Source organism: Xenorhabdus sp. XBWT (genome assembly GCF_059072735.1).
In genome coordinates this window covers 1,150,620-1,171,820 of the sequence record NZ_CM180990.1, presented here as the reverse complement: position 1 = coordinate 1,171,820, position 21,201 = coordinate 1,150,620, and the positions used below count along the sequence as shown (strand labels likewise).

At 42.8% G+C, this 21,201-nt stretch carries 17 protein-coding genes, 1 tRNA gene and 1 pseudogene; 6 read left to right on the top strand and 13 right to left on the bottom strand.

The genetic code is table 11. The annotated features are described in order from the left end of the window. Nucleotides 1–33: 33 nt before the first annotated feature. The 4 genes from AC5JQI_RS05270 to AC5JQI_RS05255 all read left to right on the top strand — a co-directional run bounded on the left by AC5JQI_RS05270 (nucleotide 34) and on the right by AC5JQI_RS05255 (nucleotide 4,231). Nucleotides 34–109, top strand: a tRNA-Phe gene (locus AC5JQI_RS05270). Nucleotides 110–274: 165 nt separating this feature from the next. After that, entirely contained in the window at nucleotides 275–1,543 is a 1,269-nt protein-coding gene (locus tag AC5JQI_RS05265; protein ID WP_275381561.1) for a tyrosine-type recombinase/integrase, read from the top strand. A 142-nt stretch (nucleotides 1,544–1,685) separates the two neighbouring features. Next, nucleotides 1,686–1,892, top strand: coding sequence for a helix-turn-helix transcriptional regulator (locus AC5JQI_RS05260; protein ID WP_275381560.1), 207 nt, complete (start codon nucleotides 1,686–1,688; stop codon nucleotides 1,890–1,892). A 233-nt stretch (nucleotides 1,893–2,125) separates the two neighbouring features. Further along, a complete protein-coding gene (locus tag AC5JQI_RS05255; RefSeq protein WP_493913956.1) occupies nucleotides 2,126–4,231 on the top strand; it encodes an AAA family ATPase in 2,106 nt (701 codons plus the stop codon). Nucleotides 4,232–4,584: 353 nt separating this feature from the next. On the opposite strand, the gene AC5JQI_RS05250 is transcribed toward AC5JQI_RS05255, so the two are convergent. The 7 genes from AC5JQI_RS05250 to AC5JQI_RS05220 form a co-directional block, all read right to left on the bottom strand. After that, nucleotides 4,585–5,292, bottom strand: coding sequence for a DUF2931 family protein (locus AC5JQI_RS05250; protein ID WP_493913955.1), 708 nt, complete (start codon nucleotides 5,290–5,292; stop codon nucleotides 4,585–4,587). After that, nucleotides 5,289–7,241 carry a phospholipase effector Tle1 domain-containing protein gene (locus tag AC5JQI_RS05245; RefSeq protein WP_493913954.1) on the bottom strand — a complete coding sequence of 651 codons (1,953 nt, stop codon included), beginning with the start codon at nucleotides 7,239–7,241 and terminating at the stop codon, nucleotides 5,289–5,291. Before AC5JQI_RS05245 ends, AC5JQI_RS05250 begins: the two co-directional genes overlap by 4 nt. A 10-nt stretch (nucleotides 7,242–7,251) precedes the next feature. Then, nucleotides 7,252–8,007: a DUF4123 domain-containing protein gene (locus tag AC5JQI_RS05240; protein WP_493913953.1), complete on the bottom strand. Its 756-nt coding sequence runs from the start codon at nucleotides 8,005–8,007 to the stop codon at nucleotides 7,252–7,254. A gap of 66 nt (nucleotides 8,008–8,073) precedes the next feature. Next, nucleotides 8,074–8,292: a type VI secretion system baseplate subunit TssF gene (locus tag AC5JQI_RS05235; protein WP_493913952.1), complete on the bottom strand. Its 219-nt coding sequence runs from the start codon at nucleotides 8,290–8,292 to the stop codon at nucleotides 8,074–8,076. Nucleotides 8,293–8,503: 211 nt separating this feature from the next. Beyond that, nucleotides 8,504–9,880 carry an ISAs1 family transposase gene (locus AC5JQI_RS05230; RefSeq protein ID WP_493913951.1) on the bottom strand — a complete coding sequence of 459 codons (1,377 nt, stop codon included), beginning with the start codon at nucleotides 9,878–9,880 and terminating at the stop codon, nucleotides 8,504–8,506. Between the two features lie 186 nt (nucleotides 9,881–10,066). After that, complete coding sequence (locus tag AC5JQI_RS05225) at nucleotides 10,067–10,252, bottom strand: hypothetical protein (RefSeq protein WP_162781333.1); 186 nt, start codon at nucleotides 10,250–10,252, stop codon at nucleotides 10,067–10,069. 123 nt (nucleotides 10,253–10,375) lie between these two features. Beyond that, nucleotides 10,376–10,618 carry a hypothetical protein gene (locus tag AC5JQI_RS05220; RefSeq protein ID WP_013185109.1) on the bottom strand — a complete coding sequence of 81 codons (243 nt, stop codon included), beginning with the start codon at nucleotides 10,616–10,618 and terminating at the stop codon, nucleotides 10,376–10,378. Nucleotides 10,619–10,935: 317 nt separating this feature from the next. Between AC5JQI_RS05220 and AC5JQI_RS05215 the strand changes: the two genes are divergently transcribed. After that, nucleotides 10,936–11,205 (top strand): helix-turn-helix domain-containing protein, encoded by a 270-nt coding sequence (locus AC5JQI_RS05215; RefSeq protein WP_493913950.1) that lies wholly within the window; start codon nucleotides 10,936–10,938, stop codon nucleotides 11,203–11,205. 183 nt (nucleotides 11,206–11,388) lie between these two features. Here the strand turns inward: AC5JQI_RS05215 and tnpC are convergent, their stop codons facing one another. The 3 genes from tnpC to tnpA all read right to left on the bottom strand — a co-directional run bounded on the left by tnpC (nucleotide 11,389) and on the right by tnpA (nucleotide 13,641). Further along, nucleotides 11,389–12,891, bottom strand: coding sequence for an IS66 family transposase (tnpC, locus tag AC5JQI_RS05210; protein WP_493913949.1), 1,503 nt, complete (start codon nucleotides 12,889–12,891; stop codon nucleotides 11,389–11,391). A gap of 70 nt (nucleotides 12,892–12,961) precedes the next feature. Further along, a complete protein-coding gene (tnpB, locus tag AC5JQI_RS05205; protein WP_275358884.1) occupies nucleotides 12,962–13,315 on the bottom strand; it encodes an IS66 family insertion sequence element accessory protein TnpB in 354 nt (117 codons plus the stop codon). Further along, complete coding sequence (tnpA, locus tag AC5JQI_RS05200; protein ID WP_493912782.1) at nucleotides 13,312–13,641, bottom strand: IS66 family insertion sequence element accessory protein TnpA; 330 nt, start codon at nucleotides 13,639–13,641, stop codon at nucleotides 13,312–13,314. Before tnpA ends, tnpB begins: the two co-directional genes overlap by 4 nt. An 87-nt stretch (nucleotides 13,642–13,728) precedes the next feature. Between tnpA and AC5JQI_RS05195 the strand changes: the two are divergent. Then, a pseudogene (locus AC5JQI_RS05195) lies at nucleotides 13,729–14,052 on the top strand (transposase); the annotation flags it as partial. 18 nt (nucleotides 14,053–14,070) lie between these two features. Here the strand turns inward: AC5JQI_RS05195 and AC5JQI_RS05190 are convergent. The 3 genes from AC5JQI_RS05190 to AC5JQI_RS05180 are packed head-to-tail and all read right to left on the bottom strand — an operon-like array spanning nucleotide 14,071 to nucleotide 20,762. Next, entirely contained in the window at nucleotides 14,071–14,469 is a 399-nt protein-coding gene (locus AC5JQI_RS05190) for a nuclear transport factor 2 family protein (protein ID WP_493913948.1), read from the bottom strand. A gap of 46 nt (nucleotides 14,470–14,515) precedes the next feature. Continuing rightward, nucleotides 14,516–18,916 (bottom strand): non-ribosomal peptide synthetase family protein, encoded by a 4,401-nt coding sequence (locus tag AC5JQI_RS05185; protein WP_493913947.1) that lies wholly within the window; start codon nucleotides 18,914–18,916, stop codon nucleotides 14,516–14,518. Then, complete coding sequence (locus tag AC5JQI_RS05180; RefSeq protein WP_493913946.1) at nucleotides 18,909–20,762, bottom strand: AMP-binding protein; 1,854 nt, start codon at nucleotides 20,760–20,762, stop codon at nucleotides 18,909–18,911. The genes AC5JQI_RS05185 and AC5JQI_RS05180 overlap by 8 nt, the downstream gene beginning before the upstream one ends. Nucleotides 20,763–21,201: the final 439 nt, after the last annotated feature.

Here is a 21,201-nt window from a genome sequence, read left to right as displayed (position 1 = left end):
ATTAGCATGAATACGGTTTAATGCGCCCCGTTAGCCCGGATAGCTCAGTCGGTAGAGCAGGGGATTGAAAATCCCCGTGTCCTTGGTTCGATTCCGAGTCCGGGCACCACTTCAACTTCCAGTGAAGTCCAGCCCAGTCAAACAATTCATACTAAATCCAGTAAAATCAATACCCATTCTTATTTTTACGTCTAGTTTCGTCTGTTGCAATCAAGAGGCAGCGAAGGGCATAATTCGGGGCACTTACCGTTCGATTATGAGAATGCCCTTAACAATGAAACTTAATGCACGACAAATCGAAACTGCAAAACCCAAAGAAAAAACCTACAAACTCGCCGATGGCGGCGGTCTCTATTTAGAAGTCTCGTCACGCGGCTCGAAATACTGGCGAATGAAGTATTACCGCCCGGCCGATAAAAAAGAAGACCGCCTGGCGTTTGGTGTTTATCCGGCCGTGTCTTTAGCTGATGCACGGGCTAAACGCGATGAAGCCAAAAAGCTGATGGCGCAGGGTCTCGATCCCAAGGCTGAAAAAAGAGGGGCTCCTTCGCCTGCCAAAGTGAACACCTTTGAACAGGTCGCCCGTGCATGGCACGCCAGCAACAAACGCTGGAGCGACAGCCACCGCCAGAAAGTATTGCGCAGCCTTGAACAGTATATTTTCCCCCCTATTGGTGCCCGTGATATCACTACATTACGTACCAGCCAGCTTTTAGCACCGGCTAAAGCCATTGATGAGCAGGGCAAACACGATATCGCACAGCGGCTGCGCCAGCGTATCACCGCTATCATGCGTTATGCTGTCCAGAACGATATTCTGGCATCCAACCCGGCTAACGATATGGCCGGAGCACTCACCACCACAAAATCCCGTCATCATCCCGCCCTGCCCCATGAAGCCTTACCTGATTTTCTGAACCGCTTATCGGTTTATCGCGGGCGCTTGCTGACCAAAATCGCGGTCGAGCTGGCATTGCTGACATTTGTTCGTTCCAGTGAACTGCGGTTTGCCCGCTGGCAGGAAATCGACCTTGAAAACGCCGTGTGGAAAATTCCCGCCACAAGGCAACCCATCAAGGGCGTTCGCTTTTCTGAACGCGGTATGAAAATGAAAACCGATCACCTTGTACCGTTAAGTCGTCAGGCGGTTTCACTGTTCAAAGCCCTGCACACACTCAGTGGCAATTGTGACGTGATGTTCCCCAGCGATCATAACTCCGCGAAAGTCATGAGTGAAAATACCGTTAATAAGGCATTACGGGCAATGGGCTACGATACCCAGACCGATGTCTGCGGGCACGGTTTCCGCACAATGGCACGCGGTGCAATGGGGGAGTCCGGTCTGTGGAGTGATGATGCGATCGAACGCCAGTTAAGCCATATCGAACGGAACAACGTTAGAGCGGCGTATATTCACACCTCCAAACATCTGGACGAACGACGACTGATGGTGCAGTGGTGGGCGGATTATCTGGATGCCAACCGGGAAAAACCCATTACACCGTATGACTTCGCCAAACCGTTGCGCGACAGCAAAAACTGATAGTGCATTATTTAACCTATTAATTCTCATTGTAAGATAAAAAATTAACGCTGTTCATTTAAGGGGGCTTTTTCAATAATTCGCCTGTCATCCAATAACGTCCACGACGAGCGCTCAGGGACTCGGTAACAGGAGAATGAATATGGCAGTGACAGCATTGAAGGAAAATCTTATCCGGTTGCCGGAAGTTCAGCGCCGAACGGGTTACAGCAAAGCGTGGATTTATAAACTGATTGGTGACGGGGAATTCCCGAAGCAGGTCAAAATCGGCCCTCGTTCCATCGCGTTTATTGAATCAGAAATAGATCACTGGATTGCCCAACGCATCGCGGGATCACGCGCGGCATAAGGTACACAAAAGAATATGACATAAGAAACCTGACATATACACAATGGATTTCGAGTTGCATCGCGGCGGCAAGGGAATGAATCCGGGAACATAGATCACTATGTGACCGGGGTGAATGAGCGCAGCCAACAAAGAGGCAGCTTGAAAGACGAAGTGTATAAAAACACAACGCCCCAGTGTGCGCGAACACATCTGAGGCGTCTGACCAACAACCGTTAATTGAGGTAAAAACGATGGCTGATACACAGCATACCCAAACTCGCCCTGAATTTACAGTTCAAAAAAAATCCGGCAGTCAAAAACCGCGCGACCTGATCCAGACCGTGAAAACATCGGCTATGTATTCATGGGCAAATCTGCTGCCTGCCTGTGGTATTGACGTTCCGGCAAAAGGTAAACATGGCGCCTGCCCTATTTGCGGTGGTACTGACCGTTTCCACTTTCTTGATGATCACCATCACGGTAACTGGCATTGCCGCCAGTGTGACACGCCGAACTATGGAGATGGACTGGATTTAGTAGCAAGAACCCAAAAGATTTCGATTACTGAGGCGGCGAAAATCATTGCTGGATCGTTGGCATTGCCTCTGCCCGAACCCAAGCCCGCCAAAGAAAACCTGCACCCAATACAACCCATTGCCGACAGAGTGGCAGCACTGATGGCACAAACTGTTGCCGGGCAATCGCCCTATCTGACTGCAAAGGGGCTGCATTATCCTAACCAGCGGTTATTGCCTGATAATTCAGCTGTGTTGCAACTCACAACACTGGACGGAAAAGTCACAGGGGCACAGATCATCAAACCGAATGGTGAGAAAAAATTACTCACCGGCAGCCAGAAGAAAGGCGCGTTTATTCCTTTATCAACGCTGGAAAAGAACCCTGATACCGTCATCATTACCGAAGGTTACGCCACGGCACTCACGGTGAACCAACTCTGTAACGGTGCTGTTCTGGCCGCACTGGATGCGGGCAATTTGCTCTCCGTTGCCCAATCAGTCAGGGAACGCTGGCCGGACACAAAAATCATTCTTGCCGCTGATAACGACTGGCATCACCCCGGCGAACTGGATAAAAACGGCAAACCGAAAGTGAATACCGGCAAAATCTCGGCAGAAAAAGTGGCTATTGCAGTGAATGGCTGGCTCACATTACCGCCGACAGAACATAAAGCCGACTGGGATGATTATCGCCAGCAATACGGCCTTGAAGCAGCAAAGCAGGTATTCAGTAACGGGTTATATCGGGCAGGAGAACCCATGAATCGCCATACAATAGAAAATTGTCATTATGATAATGTCGAAAGCATTTATCCAAAGCGCAAAACAAAATTACCGTTGTCAGTGGGTTCGGCAGGATTTGATGCTCAGTTAGACTACGTGGTTAAAGGCATTATCCCGGCACATTCCCTGTGCAGCATTTACGGGGCGAGCGGTTCATATAAAAGTTTTCTGGCGGGAGCCTGGGGCTGTCATATTGCCACAGGCAAGGCATGGGCAGGTAAACAGGTTGCTCAGGGTTCCGTGCTGTATGTTGTTGGTGAAGGCGGGATCGGCGTGCCACGGCGCATCAAAGCATGGGAAATCGTTAATGGTCAGGCTGTTGAAAATATGTACCTGATCAATACGCCCGTCTTTCCGGCCTCGCCCGCCGAAGTGCATGAACTGGTGATTGCTGCCCAGCAGGTTGAATCTGAAACGGGTCAGCCTGTGCGTCTGATAATTCTGGATACCCTTGCCCGCTGTTTTGGCGGAGCTGATGAGAATGATTCCAAAGACATGGGCGCATTCGTCCGGGGCTGTGACGAACTGAAAGCCAAAACAGGAGCCAGCATTCTGGTTGTGCACCATTCCGGCAAAGATGAAAGCAAAGGCGCAAGGGGTTCCAGTGCGTTTCGGGCTGCGCTGGATGTTGAATACCGGATCAACCGGGAGGAAAAAAAAGGCGGCGCACTGGTTATCACCTGCACCAAAATGAAAGACGCCGAAGAGCCGGAAACCCAAGCCTATGACCTGCGCGTGGTTGAACTCTTTACCGATAAAGACGGTGAAGATATTACATCACTGGCTCTGATTGACAGGCCGCGCGATCCGGTTGAAGAAGAAGAGATCGGACTCATCGCCAATAAAACCGATAACCACATGGCATTATGGCAGTGTATACGTTCACGCACTGTCCTGAAAGAACCCTGTTCCATTGCCCTTGTGCGTGATGATTTAAAGGCGATGGGAGTGAATGTGAAAAATTTCAGCCGTTGGTTAACCAAGTTAGAGCATGACGGACTGATTACCCGGAATGGGCAGGAACTCGCCCTTGTTAACCAGAACAATGAAGATTAAAAAGTGAGTCAGAAAGTGAGGAGCGGTGAGGAACGGAATTTTTCACCTCGCCATATTCCTCACTTTTCTCGTATATATACGGAAAAAGTGAGGAATACAAAAGATATTGATTTTTAAGGATAAAAAAATCTCAATTCCTCACCTGTTTTTGCAGTGAGGAAAATAAAAAGTGAGGAGAAAAATGAGGAACTGGTGAGGAATTACTCTTTTTTCTGGCAGGAGTTTTTTAGATCTCCGTGTAATTGGGTTAATGTATTAGCCCGGTTACACGGAGAAGACAAGCGGAGCGCGTCAGTGATGCCCCAAAAATTAGCGTCTCACTATCAAGCGAAGCAAAAATTCAAAGTGGTCTTTTACCACTCTCCGTAAGGGTATTTTTTCCCTTTGATAAAGTTTTTGATATTTTCGGAATATTCGCCATAGCCATTAGGATGCTTTGTTTTATCCCGGCAAATCGTCATGTTATCACCGGAAACCGATTCACCCGTGGCCACTAAGATATTATCGCCGTTGTTTTTATCAATACCCCGCAACCAAGCGCGTGCAGTTCCAGCGGGAGCCAGACCAATAAAAATTCGCTCTCGATAGTCTGGTGGTTGTTTCTCATAGCCGGGATAGAAAGCAGGTTCGCGCATCAGCTGTCTTACAGCTGGTGTGAATTTAAATAGCGTCTGATAAGATTTTTTATCAATCACTGAATCCCAGCAGACTGTCAACGAGAGAGGCAAGGCTTCACCATGGTTTTTAATCCCACTAGCCCCCCCTCCTAATTTCTTACTCCACGAATTCACACTTCTATAATCTGAATTAGCGCCATCAGGCATAAATTTTTGCACAATATAATTATCTTCATCCAAAAACTGGACAAAACTAATACTGACAGGAGAATATTTTGGGGTAATAAATTGGAATCTCCACTTCTCATAAGGCAGCGGTTCGCTATTGCGCACAATGGGTTTATAAGTCACTACCCGCTTTCCTGACGGATAAGAGTGACAAGCAGTTAATCCCAATATCATTCCTGAGCAAAGTAACAAAGCTAATGTTTTTTTATTTCTCATTCTGAAATATCCTTGCCATTATTATCAAAAATAGTTCTAAGCCAATTACTATTAGGACGATTCGCATAAGCAATTTCCGCCGGTAAAATATCCCCTTGCGTTGTATTATCTTTTGTTTTTGTATTGTTCCAGTTGGCTGAAAAGTGAGTGTATTTAGACCATATTAACGTCAGTTCTTCCTGAGTAAAAGGCTCAGGTTTCTGTCCCTGCCTGATAGCCCGCCCCTGAGCAATCGCTTTTTCTGTTATAGCCTGAAGCTCCGCCGGAAGTTGATAATCACCATCACTATCTCTTGGTTCATCAAAAACCAGCCCCGCTTCTTGGGCGGCATCTTGCATTACCCGCATACCCACTTTAGACCAATCATTTTTGATAGTACGAGTAAGCACTGCCGCTGCCACCACATTGGTTGAATCCGATCGTCTGGAATATTCTGAACTGTCATCGCGCCATGTGATGAGCTTAACATTTTCATCTGTGACTAAGGAGCCAATGGTCGGGGATTTTTTTAACTGAGCCAACTCTTTTTGAGCATTTTTATAAACATGAAGATGACTATCTGGCGGTACTCCAATCCCTGATACTTGCATCATCTTCGGTCGAGTGATACATATATTTTCATCACCCACAGGCTCATATCCGCCACCAACATCCGCATGTGCACCGGGTAGTTCAAGTTCAGGCCAGTGAGGTTTTACACTGTTTAAAGAGAAATTATAACGGCATTCATTCTGTGCAGTAATATGGAAAACACTTTTTGCAATATCAGGAGATAAAAATATATTCGCGGATCCCGTCACAGAAGAATTATGGGGATTGAGCAGATTATTCATTTCAGCAATTGCAGTAACTGTATCATAAATACCTAAAAAGCGGGTTTTACCGGTAGGATAACGTGACTTCGCCAGATAACGATGATTAGCAAAGCACTCATTAAATACATTTAATAAATCACCATCTTGTTTCAAAACACGGTTAGCAAAATGACGGGATGATGCAGCCCCTCGACTAAAACCAATAATATCGAACTGGAGTGATCGGATATTATCCTTTGTTTCTTTCAAAAATTCCGCAAGTTCACTTTTTATTTTTTGTATTCCAATATCCGTTTTAGTGACAACTCCCGTATCGCCTCTTCCTGTTCCATATCCAACGACACTGTCAGATTCACCTGCCTTGGTACCAACACCGTCAATATACACTTTAATCTGATGATTCCCTTCATTAATTTCATTTTTACTATATATTTCATATAAGAAAACCACATTGGTATAATAGTTATCGTAACTTAGCCGCCACACATCACCGGGCGCTCCATATTTGTTGAATGAGCAGTCGGAATCATTAGGTTGTTCTGGAGCAACCCCATTCCTTGTTGTGGTACAAAGACGCTCATTGGTATTATCCACATTGTTCCCAGTGCCATCAAAAAAGACGCCAATCGTCAAATTAATCCCACTTTCAATCACCTGAATTTCCAACACATGCCGTCGTTTAAGTTGCGAGGTGCTGAAACCTTTTAATGTCGAATTTTTAAAGTGTTCGGATGATTTCAATTCCTCTTCCTGCCAGCCTCTAATCTTAGGGTATCCATCACTCACCATACCCAATGTAATATATTGGTATTCATGCCCGTCCAATATAGCCGTTGGCTTAACCGGGGAATGTGCTTCTCCCGTTTGCTGGCGAGGTGTTCGTTTAACGATTTCATCGGCAAGAGGCTGTGCTGAAACAGTAAATATCACTGGCATGGGGGGAAGATCTTCTTCACGTAATAGACCGTTTCCATCCGTGGTACCCGTTCGCACAATGCTTTTATTCCCCCGGCTTTTCAATGTATAAGGCATTCCTGATAGTGGCTTACCTTCTTCATCAACTAATTGAAATTCAACCCAGTGTTTCAGTATCTTTTGGCAATCAATGCAATCCTGCTGTTCTAACCGACTCATTTTTTCTTCCTTAATTGATTTCGGTAATAAAGTGTTCAACAGTGAGCTTATTCAGGTTCTGTCTTTCATCTCTCGCCTGCTTCAGCCACGCCTCAAGGTTTTTTTGCAATTGCCCTTCCGGTTCATCCAGTGTCAGCGCCAATTCGGAGTTTTCCTCCCAAAGCTGACAACTTAAGGAGTAGGCCATATTTTTGAGGGCGGTATCGGTTGAGTAACGGGCTTCAATCAGGTGATCACCCAGCACAAATAAATTCTTTGTTAATACCTGAGAGCAGTTTTCCGGCCGGTAATAGCAAACCGGTTCGGGCGTATCGATCATCAGCTCATTGACCGGGGTTAAAAGTTCACGCCAATCGCCGGACTGTAACGCTGGCAACAGGGGGGTGAAAATACGGTTATCCATCAGACGTAACACCATCACCTGCCCGCGCAGCAAAACCTGCTGATGCAACCGCCAGTGCTCTAACTGAAATGACCACGGTAACGTACTGCGATAGCCCCACCCCCAACTGGTATCACTGAATGCGTGTTTATCCAGCAGTAAAGCCAGTTCCGGCAGGCACTTGGTTTTGGGTTGAATCAACCACGGGCTTTGTTCCAACATGGCATTCATCGGCGTACCGCTGTAGAGCGGAAATGCCTGCTCTGTCCAGCCATTAAGGTAAAAGGTCTGAACCGGGTTCGGTTCCGCCAGACTATTGACCAGAAAATAACACTCCCCTCTGTCCTGATGTGACAACCAGCTTTTCCAATTAGTCGATTCCATTATGCTTCCTCTGCTCCGGTGATAACCCAGTTTTCCTCTTGCTGTGCGAGGATGGCACAAGGTGGTTTAGCCGAAAATTCGGTTAATTTCGGGGAAATCATCCTCCAGCTTATCCCGTAAGCGGGCAATCAGCAGAGAAAACGCTTCGAAAAGGCGTTGTATATCGGGATCATGGGCCGTTGCCAGAAAATCGGTTAAATGGGGGGATTCTTTTGCCACGCGCTGAGCCAGCTCCCGCAGGTAGGCGCGTTCTTGCAGGTACAGTGATTCCTTGTTGTTCTTCATTGAATTTCACTTACATTTTTACCCGTCAGGGATCGGAATAGTGCTGAATGAATAGAAGATGTCAGGTCTATAATTGTACACATTCATCAGTGAAATTAATTAACCGATTAAATCCAATTTTTGTCTGGTTTTGGTGGAATATCGGCCTGTTGGCCGAATTTGCACGGGAATTCAGGAAAAAATAAGGGTGACAGGATCAAGGCAATCGCATCTAAATTTGATGCGCTTTGCCCAGTACTGTAAGTAGATATTCACCATCCCAACCAGCCCGTTTACGGCGTGCTTTAATTCCCGCTTTGGTGGGAGCTAAGCGCAGTAAATTCAACGCGATTTTATTGAGTAATGCCATATTGGCGGCTGCATTGCCTTCCCGCATCCGCTGCTGATCTTCATTAAAAGCAATATCCAGACACCAATGGAGTTGCGTTTCTATTTGCCAGTGACTGCGGATCGCTGTCGCTGCCCGTTGAGCCTCTGTCGGACGTAAAGTGCTGATAAAATAACAGCTCTCCCGGCTCACTTCATTTCCTACATAGCGTTCGCGGATCACCCGTATTATGCTGTGTAAACCACACCAGCACGCCTTTTCCGGCAACCAATCAACATGGGTCATTTGTACTGTGCGTCGCTCAATGCGGCCATGTCCGGCATCCACGTCTTCATATTCGCTCAGGCGCTCCGGTTGGGATGAGACATAATCGAAATAATGGCTGACATCATTATACAGGCCGGGATGATTTTCTTTCAGGCTCAGTACGTAATCCGCGCCCGCTTCATGTAATTGATGAGCAATCGCTTTCTGGCATCCCATGGCATCGATAGTCACCAGACTTCCAGACAAAACCAATCGTCGAAGTAACTCAGGAATAGCGGTGATTTCATTGGATTTACTCTCCACTTTCACTTGTCCCAGAACTAAGCGATTGGTACAGGCAAAGGCGCTGACCAGATGGATTGCCGCCTTGCCGTTGGCTTTATCGAGTGACCGGCGCATGGTTTTGCCATCAATAGCGATGATATCCTGATCAACTCCTTGTGGCAGCGTAGATATCCAGGAGGTGAAACAGTCGGCAAAAGCCTGCGCATCAAGTGCAGCAAAGACACGACCAAAGGTATCGTGAGAGGGAATGCCATTAGTGAGATCAAGCAGTTGGGTAAAGAAATCCTGTTTAGATTCGCCAAACTCTTCAATTTCGACCCAACCTTCAGCGCCACAAATCACAGCGCAGATGGCGATAGTCAGGATATTTTCCAAACTATGCAACTGAGTTCGTTGAACTCGGGGATCTTCAAGTGAGGCAAAATGCTGTAACAAAGGGCTGACAGAGGACATAAGGATGGATTTAAAAGCTGCATAACGACATGAAATTAAACCATTGTCAATGAATTTTAGATGCGATTGCCCTGGTGACAGGATAGCCACAGTTTGACTCCATCCGGCCTGACCGTTAATATCTTTTTCTACAACAATGATCCATCGCCTGTCAGGATCGCCTTCGGGTGGCGAAATGAAACTCTCGTAGCCTGCAAGGGAGAGCAAATATTGCGGTACATCTGCGCACTTTTGGAAGCAGATATCGCTGGACAACAACCCTCCGTCCAGCGATGAAAGTTACCCGGTTTCTTGATTAACTGGCTTATCACTCACGCAGAGCAGTATTCCTGCGACGTTCACCGTTAAATTTACCCCTGCACGATCTTCATCCACGTTTTGATTAACACACGATAAACGTTCCGAACACTGCGCGGCGTCACTTGCGTAAGAGCTGCGCGATTACCAAGTGACGCCGCCGGGCGGCAAACGTCCAGAGCACAACCAGACTGGCTTTTCGACCGATTTGAACCCTGTATTACTGGGTGACAGCGCTTTCACAGGCACTTTTTCACCTCTTACCGACTTATTCCGTTTATTTTTCACCCACTGCCTTGCAACAGGCCGATGCAGTAAAAAAGGAGACATCACACCACGTCACGATTAATGAGGCGTTCAGCCTGAGCTATCAGGCTTCTGAACGGGGAGTACTCCATCGCCGTGTTCAGCACGTAGCGAACTCCTGCAAAAACTCAACGCAACCTCACCCTGCTACACATTATCTGACGTACCACGGAATGGTGAACCTGAACCGACACGCAGGGAATGTTTCGAAATAAATAAAAAATGATCTGAAAATACAGGGGAAATACGGATAGAAAAGCGATCACGAACGATAATAAACAACAAAGATTGATTTAGCCGTCCGTATTCTCCCCTGAGTTTGTCCGATGACTGAGGACAGGATTCACCGCGCCTTGACCAACCAAATGGTTTAACTATCAGTTTGGTCACGCAGGGGGCAACTGAGCTTGAAATACACCGGTATTATGCTAAACGGGTTTATACCCGTTCAACTTAGCAGTTCGGTTATTGAGTTAGATAAAACAATCCGTTAAAGTATTCCCGCCATTAGCAAAATCTAATGGTCAAGGTTTAGCAGCCTTGTGTTCACTGACACTGGTAGGATGTTTCTGCCAGTGCGCCTGCGCTTACCTTTTCAATGGTGGTTCAGGCAGGGGAGGCTTCGGCCTCGCTGGTGTGAACCCAGTCTGCTAACCCTGCCTTGAATCACCACCATCAATGATGAATTAATGGAAGGGGTAGCAGGAATGAATAACAACGTTAGAAATGACTGGCATCAAGCCGACATTATCGCCGCACTACGCAAACGCGGTACTACCTTAGCGACTGTCTCCCGTGAAGCGGGACTGAGTTCTTCTACACTGGCAAACGTATTAAGTCGTCCGTGGCCGAAAGGCGAATGGATCGTTGCGGATTATCTTGGTATCCATCCCTCAGAGATCTGGCCCAGCCGTTATTTCGATCCTCATAGCGGAGAATTATTAGAAAGGAAAGTCCGCGATAAGACACAGGAATAACCCGCTTTAATTTGTGATCGACTTCGTAAAAATGATAAATTTTAATATAAAGCCCTGAGCGTGAAATGGCCGCCCAACTTGACCATTTTTAACCCTCACGGCTTTTTTGCTTTAACATGATGAAAAAGCACACAATAAGCAATATAAATAAGTAAAATCAGTCAGATAGAACGTAAGCGTCAACTAAACCCCACCTTGCTTTTTCCATGGCAGCAGTTTTTCCAGATCCGGGGCGGGCTGGCATAACTCATCCAAACAGGTCATGACATAATCGAAGGGGATCAGGCCATTGGCTTTGGCCGTTTCAATGACACTGTAGAGGATCGCACTCGCCTGCGCACCGCGCGGGGTATGGCTGAACAGCCACGCCTTTCGCCCGATGACAAACGGTTTGATCGCCCTTTCTGCCCGGTTATTGTCGATCGACAAACGACCATCCTCCCGATAGCGGATCAGTTTGGGCCATTGATTACTCAGGTAAGTCACGGCCTCACCCAGCTTGCTTTTGGGGATCACCTGAGATTGGGTTTTAACCAGCCAGGCCGATAACTTATCCCAGATAGGAAGCGCTTTTTCCTGGCGGATCCGGTATTTTTCGGCCGGGCTTAACCCCTTGATCTGATGCTCAACCCGGTACAGTGACTGGATCAGGCTCAGCGTGATATCGGCTTTGCCCGTTTTGTTTTTTCCCTGCGCCTGCTTCGCTTCCATAAATTTACGACGGGCATGGGCCATGCAACCGACCAGCCGGGCACCGGTCTGCTCATAGCCTTGATAGCCATCCACCTGCAGATAACCTTGAAAACCGGCGAGATAGTCAGCAGCGCAGGTGCCTGAACGGCTGGCCTGGTGGTCATACAGCACAATATTCGGTGTGAGCGCCGCCGGTTCGGGGGTATCAGTGCCCACACAATAGACCCACATGTAATTTGTCGTTTTTTCAGACGTCACCCCCTTCACCGGGGTTTCATCCGCATGGAGAACCGGTTGTTGCAACAGCGTTTCCCTGAACCTGGTCACCAAAGGCGCAAACAACTGCGCGGATTTTACTATCCAGTCACTCTGGGTCTGGCGGCTGAGGTCAATGCCATACTGTTTGAACACACTTTCCTGACGGTACAGCGGTAACCCATACTGATATTTACTGGTGATAAGCTGGCTGAGCAGGCTGCTGGTCGCCATGCCTTTCTTGATGGGCATCGCTGGCAGGGAGGCTTGTTTGACAGGCGTCTGAATGCCGGATTTTTCACATTCACGGCAGGCGTATTTGGGGCGGACATGCTCAACCACCCTGATTTGAGCGGGAATGAACAACAGTTTTTCACTGCGATCTGCCCCCATCTGATGCAACCTGCCGCCACAGCACGCACACTGTTTTTCTTCCTCGGCGATATCATGGAACACGGTTTCGCGCGGTAAATCTTTGGGCAGGGGGTTGCGTGTCGGCTTACGGCGGGGAAGTGTGAGGGTTTCCTGTGCGGCGGCCGTTTCAGCCGGCAGCGCAATTTCTTCCGCTTCGTTAAACAACTCCCCCTGGCCGGGGAACGCTTCCGAGGAAGCCCCAAACCGTTTTTGTTGGGCTAAACGGAACTGCTCTTCCAAAAAGGCCAGCCGCTGCGACTGCTTAATCAGCAGCCGTTTCAGTTCAGCGGGGTCATTGGGCAGGGCATCAATATCAATTTTCATGGGGACATTTTATGCCATCCCCGGCGAAAAAGCGTAATTAATGCCCGTTGGTTTGATGATCATCAAGGGATCAGGCGACATGGCAATCCTGGACGGAGAAGGGCTGGTGCCCGATGACCTCATAACCCGATAACAACCCGTGCAGTTGCTGCTCTGTCAGGGTCAGGGAGGCACTGTTGACGGCGGTGGGCCATTTGAATTTCGCGTTCTCCAGCCGTTTGTACCAGAGCGCAAACCCGGTTTTATCCCAGTAGAGGATTTTGAGTTTATCCCGCTTCTTGTTGCAAAAGAGGAATAACGCGGTTTGCGTCGGCGACAGTTGCATTTCCAGCTCTACCCAGACCGCCAGCCCGTTGATGGATTTTCGGAAGTCGATAAATGAGCGGCACAAATACACCTCCGGCACATCCACAAACATTTTCATGCGGCGAGCCCCCGAATAATCGCAATGATAACATGCTTATCCGTGCCGGCAGGAAAACGCAGTGTGCCCTGTGGTGTCTCAAATAAGATGGGGAGTGGGCTGGATGAGGCGGATTTTTTCTGAGCGGTGCTGACGTTAATAAAAGCAGACGGTGAAGCCAGCCCAGACGGCTTTTCCGGTGGATGGGAGGTGCGTTGGCGGTGGTGATAGAACCGGGTGGTCGACACACCGATTTTTTGGCAAAACTGCGGGACCGTCAGTTCGGATTTTTTCTGCTGTTCAAACAGGTCCCGCCACTCGGCTTGAGTAAACCTGGATTGGCTCATGTGAGTTTTTTCCATCATCAGAATAGGTGAAACTATTTTAATCAATGGATTTATCCTGGCTAGGTGGGGTTCCCCGTACGCTTACCTCTTTACGGTGACAAAGGTTATCTCAGCAAAACACTGGCGGATGATTTAGCCCAAAACGGGATCACTTTCATCACAAGGAAGCTCCGGAACATGAAAGCACAAGTGCAGGCAGAGTGGAATAGGATTATGTTATTAAAGAGGTTTATCATCGAAACCATTAATGGTCAATTGAAACTCATTTCTCAAATAGAGCATTCTCGTCACCGAAGTATAGAAGGATTTCAGTTGACCGTTTTATGTGGATTGATTGCTGACTGCCTTAAAGAAAAGAAACCGTCACCAAAGATTTTCTACTCAGATGACGATTTCCCCGCAGCGGCTTAAGCAGAATTAGAGTTATTATTAAGAATCAATGAAAATAGCATCTCGGTTAAGAACATCCTCATAATCATGTAATTCTTTAATTTTACCATTATTTAATTTAAATACATTAATATATAAACAATAAAAATCTTTTCTATGCGGTAATGTTTTACCATTCAATTGGTATTCAACAATAAAAGTATCGGAATTCTGTGTAGAATATAGTTCTATATCCTGAACAGATGTAAAGATCAGAGGCGCCTGACCAAAACTTGTTGAATAATGCTCAAGTATCTGTGACTGCCCCTCAATTATGTCTCGACTGGTACGAAATGGTAATTTAAGAATACCATCATCAGAAAATAGAGAAGTAAGCTTTTCTGGTGATTTATCCAAAACTGCTTTTATATATTCATCGAATACAACTTCAAACATCATTTCTCCTTAGTATTTAACATGTTAATGTACACTAAAATTTATATAGCTATATAATTTTTTTATCCATAAAATAAGAAAGTAATTTTTCGAAAGTTTTCACATTAATCTCTGGAAAATCAAGTCCTAATGATTTAATAGCTTCATGGGTACTTTGATTGTTATAAATATTATTACCAATATTTAATGCATTCTCTTTAAAAAGATGGATTAGTGAACCTAAAGCTACGTCATCGCCCTCGAGTACCATTTTTTCGAGCTTTTCTAACCAATCTGATTCAGAAGTAGTTTTTATATCATGCCCTTTCTGTCTAATAGCTAGGTATATAGGTGTAAAATCAGTACCTTTTGGGTGAAATAAATGGAAATTTTGATGACCATGTATCTTATTAGATACTGATAATGCCACAATAGCTTTGCTGACGAAATCAACAGGCAATAGATCAGTCCTTAGTAATTCAGGGTATGGTGCGATTCCCATTTGAATAAAGCTTTTAATTTGACGCCATAAAAAATCTTCTTCTTGACATGCACCAGTGACACTATCGCCTGATATACGCCCTATCCGATAAATATTGATATCAACACCTTGACATCTAGCCTGCTGTACATATTGCTCTGCTACCCACTTACTTTGGGTATAACCGATAGATAGTGAATTCGGGTGATTTGGAAGACTTTCTTCTGTTATTGGCTGTTTAGGATAGTCCGGAGGAAATACGGCAATCGTAGATATATATTCAAGCTTCTTCCGCTCATAATGAGAACAAAAATTAATGATTTCTAATATACCATCAACATTAACTTCTTTAACAGAACTGTACGGAAGAATAAAATTAATATGGGCAGCAGCATGATATATTTTAGATACTCTTTCTGATAATGACTGATACTCTTGCTCAGTTAAATCAAACCTTTCCTTAGCAACATCCCCAACCACAACTTCAATACGTGAAAAATCGATGTCATGACCGATACCATAAATATGTGCATTCTTTATTATTCGGTTCAGGCCTGTACTACTATCTGTAGCTCTGACTAAACAAATTATTTTACAGGTGAATTGTTGCAGTAAAGCACGAAGTAAGTAGATACCTAAAAAACCAGTAGCTCCAGTGAGTAATACATTAATATTTTTTGATGAATTTAATTGTCTCGTATGCATCCAATCATGCTGTATGAAGGCATCGGAAATAAATGCACCTTCTCCTTCATTATCTAATTTTTTTTCATTATTGTTCAGATAAATATCAACTGAGGTTGCCATATCGCGCAATGTAGGAGTGCTGAATAACAATTTGAGAGGAAAATCAACATTAAATTGTTTACGTAGCAAATACACTAGCTGTGTTGCTAATAGTGAATGTCCCCCAATATCGAAGAAATTATCTTCCTGTTTAATAGTTACATTTGGAAAAAATTTTTTCCAAAGTAATTTAACTGTCTTTTCAGTTGAAGTTAGAGTTTCTTCAATTTTATCTTCTCTAATGTTATTAGAAATCTTATTTATTTCAATTTCATAGAGAGATTTCCGATCAATTTTACCGCTAGGAGTAGTTGGAAGATAAGACAGAAATACAAACTCACTTGGAATCATATAATCCGGTAGATAGTTACGTAATTTAGTTAGTATTTCAACTCGCTCTAGTGGGATAGTGGCGATAATGAAAGCCACTAACATTTTGTTGCCTGCGGAAACATCCTTTCCAATAACAGCGGATACTTTTACTCCATCTAATGAATTTATAACTGCTTCTATTTCTGATGGTTCAATTCTGAATCCCCGAATTTTTAATTGATTATCTAGACGACCAAGATATATAAATAAATCATTAGGATTTAGCTTTATTAAATCTCCAGATTTATAAGCATGTGAGCTAAGTGCACCTGGCTTGTTTTCAATTAAAAATCGAGCTTGAGTTTCATAATCTTTATTATGATAGCCAGGAGAGAGAAAATTACTGATAATCCAAAGTTCTCCGGCAACACCAGCTGGAACCATGCGTCTATGTTCATCTAATACAAGCATTGTAAACCCGGGTAATGGATACCCTATTGACGCACTATCTCCCCATAAAGATTTATCTTCCGGCATAACATAAGCAGAACAGACATGACTCTCTGAAGGGCCATAGAGATTAATCAACCTTCGGTTGGCATTAAACATATATTTAATATCAGAGGTAAGAACAAGCTGTTCACCCGTTGAATAGACTTCATCAAGCATCGGTAGTAAAACTTTACTCGTGAATATTAATTGTGCCAACTGTTGAAGTGCCACATATGGGAAATATGCTCGGCGAATGTCATTTAACTCAATGACATTTTGTAAATAATGTAAATCCTTACGTTCCTCTTCATCTGCAATATATAATTTTCCTCCAGTACATAATGTTCCGAATATTTCTTGTACAGAAACATCGAAAGACAAAGACATATAATGCAGTGTACAGTCACCTTCACCACAAATGGTAATCCCTTTCTGCCATTCAAGAAGATTAGACAATGTCTTGTTCAGTAAGCGCACTCCTTTAGGTTGTCCTGTTGAGCCGGAAGTGTATATAATATATAATTCATCTTCTGGTTTCCGTTTTGCTGATTGCCAGCTAGTGTTGCATGTAAATAAAATTTCATCTAACACCATTTTATTGGTCGTCGCAGATAAAGTGGTAACAAACTCACTTATGGTAATAATACAATCTACTGCTGCATCCCTAAGCATATACTCAATACGTTCTTGAGGGTAACCTGGATCAATTGGAACATAAGACGCTCCCGTTTTCAAAACAGCCAGCAAAGCTGCAATAGAATCTTCATTTCGGTTTAGTAATAAACCTACTCGTGAACCAACACTGATGGAGTAATTTATATACATGAATTCAGCTAGTTGGTTGGCCCGGTGATCTAACCATCTATACGACCAATGACCGTAACGTGTTATTAGTGCAATATTGTTAGGATGAATTCTGACATATCTTTCTATCTCATCAACAACACATTTATTATTAATGCTAATGTGCGGATTACTGGAACGATTAACTATCGATAACTGTTCATCTTGAGTAAGTATTTCAACTTCACCTAAAGCTTTGTCGCTCCATTCCCCCATACATAAGGCTGTTTGTCTATATAGTTCGAGCCAATATTGAATTGTACTGTCTGCAAATAGCTCAGCATTAAACTCCATAATAAAATGGTAAGACGTTCCCGTTTCGACAAACAGAGTTAAATCATATTTAGCAGATTGCATATACTGTTCAGTAACATTTACAGGATAAGAGAAATCCCGAAATGCATCATTAATACTAGTAAGATTTACAAGTAATGTCTGAAAAATAGGATTATTTAGGCCAAAACTTTGTCCTGTCTCTGCTACAATATCAGCAAATGGTAATTGCTTATTAAAATGCGCCTGTATAAACTGGTTACGAACTGACATTGCTAATTTATTTACCGTGCTATCTGAATCTATATGAGATCTGAATGGCAGTGTATTAACCAAATATCCTACAGTTCCCTCAAATTCACTGTTATCCCGCAACGCAAAAGGAATGCCAATTGTAATATCTTTTTGACCAGACAAACGATACAACAGAAACTGCCAGCACATAGTCATATACATGAAAGGAGTCATTGCAATATTTCCTGCTAGCTCAGATATTTTCAATATATCTTCATGACTAAGTTTCAATTGACAATAAGCTGCTTTTGCTCCATTACACTCTTTTCTGGGATAATCAGTTGGAAGGTCTACCATTGGTGGAGATGGAGTAAGGACTTCTCTCCAATAGTCTTTCATGATGGAAGTTTCAGGTTTAGCTAATTGTTTTTTTTGCCATTGTGTGAATTCTAGATAATCACAACTAGTTTTAATATAATGAAATTGTCTTTGTTTAACTAAACATTCATAACGTTCGAGAATATTCTTTATAAAAATAGTTACCGAAGATGCATCAATAATAATATGGTGAAAACAACATGCCAACCAACATCGTTTTGATTCACCTGTTATCAAACAAATATCGAATAACGGCCCATTTCCCAAATCATATTTCTTTGATGCCATTCGTTGAATAATTCCCTCCGGAGTATTTTCATCGGAAATAATTTCATGAACAATATTAATATAATAAGGCTGTTTTATTACTTGATAAAGTAGATCTTGATAAAATATAAAATGAGTACGTAAAATGGGAGTAACTTCAACAAATTGGTTAACTGCTTTTTCCACTAAATTTAAATCTAATTGAGTCCCTATCTCAATTAATAATGGTACGTTGTAACTTTCGGGGTGGCTAATAACCTGATTAAGTAGCCATAATCCTTTTTGCCCTTGTGTGCTTAGTGCATATTTACTATTAATCAACTCAGAAGTATGATTACCTAAATTATCAACCAAGCAATTATCCAATGTATTTTTTACTGCTTGATTCAATGATTCATTATCCATTTTTTCTCCCAAAATCATTTTTTTCAAACTGAGCCACGAGTTCTTCAATACTATCTACTGAAAATACATCGGAGGATGAAATGTGAATATCAAGCGTTTTACTTACAAGAGATGCTAATTTTATTAAGTGAAGGGAATTTGCTCCCTGTTTCCAAAAAGAAGAGGCTGGATTAAGGTTTTTATGACCCGTAATTTCCTCCCATATTGAAAGAATTTTTGATATTGTGTTATCTATTTCTATTGGCTGTTGTTTCATTCCATCAACAATAGACTGAGCCATTTGAATTCGATCTCGTTTACCATTTTTATTCGTTGGTAAAGAACTAACATGTGTAAACCGTTCTGGAATCATGTATGATGGCATTCTTGAATTAAGAAATCCATGAAGATCAGTGTAGGATAACGAACCTGACTTGCTGAGATAGCAAGCATGTAGCAAAGGTTCATTATTTGTCTGCTCTATAGTCACAATTACATCTTCTATATGAGGATGTGAACGCAGTACATGTTCTACTCCTGTTATTTCGACTCTGAAACCACGAATTTTACACATATGGTTACTTCGCCCCAATAGTGTGATATTACCGAATTTATCTCTTTTAGCTCTGTCATTAGTACAATAATAACGATCGTAATTACCATTAATGTCTAGCCAAACAAAATGCTCATTGGTTAACTCAGAATCTGAATACCCTTCCGCAAGCCCTGCCCCACTAATATAAAGCTCTCCAGAGATATCTGGATCACAAACTTCTAAATTATCATCCAGCACTACCATATTGACGAGAGGCAATGGGTAACCTACAGGAACAGGAGAATCAGCATCAAGATTTTCATTTGGTAACACTTGATAAACAGAAGTAAGTGCTGAATTTTCAGTACATCCCATCCCATTGAATATGCGGCTCTTACCTACTTTAGCTACTATTGAAAATAATCTTGGATTAACAAAATCACCTGAAACAATAACACAATTAGGTTTATATAAAGTATCAGGAGATATTTCTACAAATAGCCGGAATAATCCACCTGACAAGAAAAGAATAGAAATACTCTGATCATTAATTATCTCATCTATTTTTTCTAAATCAGGAATAACTTTTGGATAGACAACAAGTGTAGCTCCGGTCAGAAGACTTATCCAAATTTCATTTGCACTTGCAGCAAATGATGGATCTGCAAGTTGTAAATAACGATCATTGTCCGTATTGTCCAACTGACTTATAGGAATTGCAAGACGAGTTAACCCACAATGACGGATAACCACACTTTTAGGATTACCTGTTGAACCTGATGTTAACAATATCATCACCGGATCTGTGGCAACTAATGTTTCGGATAAGGTTTCAATTTCTTTTGGTATGTAATCTAAATCACACGCTTGAGAAAAAAGGCCGTCTACAGAGATAGATGCACAGTTTACTTTTGAGGTAACTAATTGAGAGTTATTTTTTTTACATTCGGATAGTTCAAAAAAATCAATATTTGAAATCAGTAAGCTAGCATCAACATTTTTGATACAACTTTCTATGTATTGTTTATATCCATTACTATTAAAAATAGTATTTAATGGAACAATAATAGCTCCCAATCTAATTATCGATAACAAAACTATATATAATTCAACACTCCGCTCTATATTAATTACTACTTTATCTCCCTTTTTTATTCCTTTTTTTTGTAAAATAAATGCTATTTTCGCTGACCGCTCCCAAAGATCACGGTATGTCAGTTTTTCCGATTTAAATATTAACGCTACTTTATTAGAATATTTATTTACTATTTCATTTAAAACACTTGGTATAGTACGTATAGTCCGAAATTGCTCTGTTTTTTTTTCAATCATGCAAGAAAATTCCTTATATTAACTATAAACCCAAGAAAATAACATTACATTAAATAACTCTTTGATATATATTTAAAATTCGTTATTAAAAATATGCATTAGTTTGAATCTATCTTTATCACCCAAAATATTAGCGCAGAAAAGTCTACAATGTCATCCTAAAACCAGTCAAATGATTTTAAAAATAAAATAAAATTTCAAATTCTATAGCTAGCTAGACGTTTAATCAAACAAAAACAATAAGTTATATAATTTAATATAAAATCCTTATTTTTCAGTTGACAAAATATAGGTAATTTATGGATGATTAACAACATCTAATTGATGACTATAGATATAAATAATCGCAATTACTAGTGCGAGGAAATAATACAAATGAGTGAATAACTCCCATTCTAAAAAACAATTAATACACAATCACCACTTTGATTTTAATTCA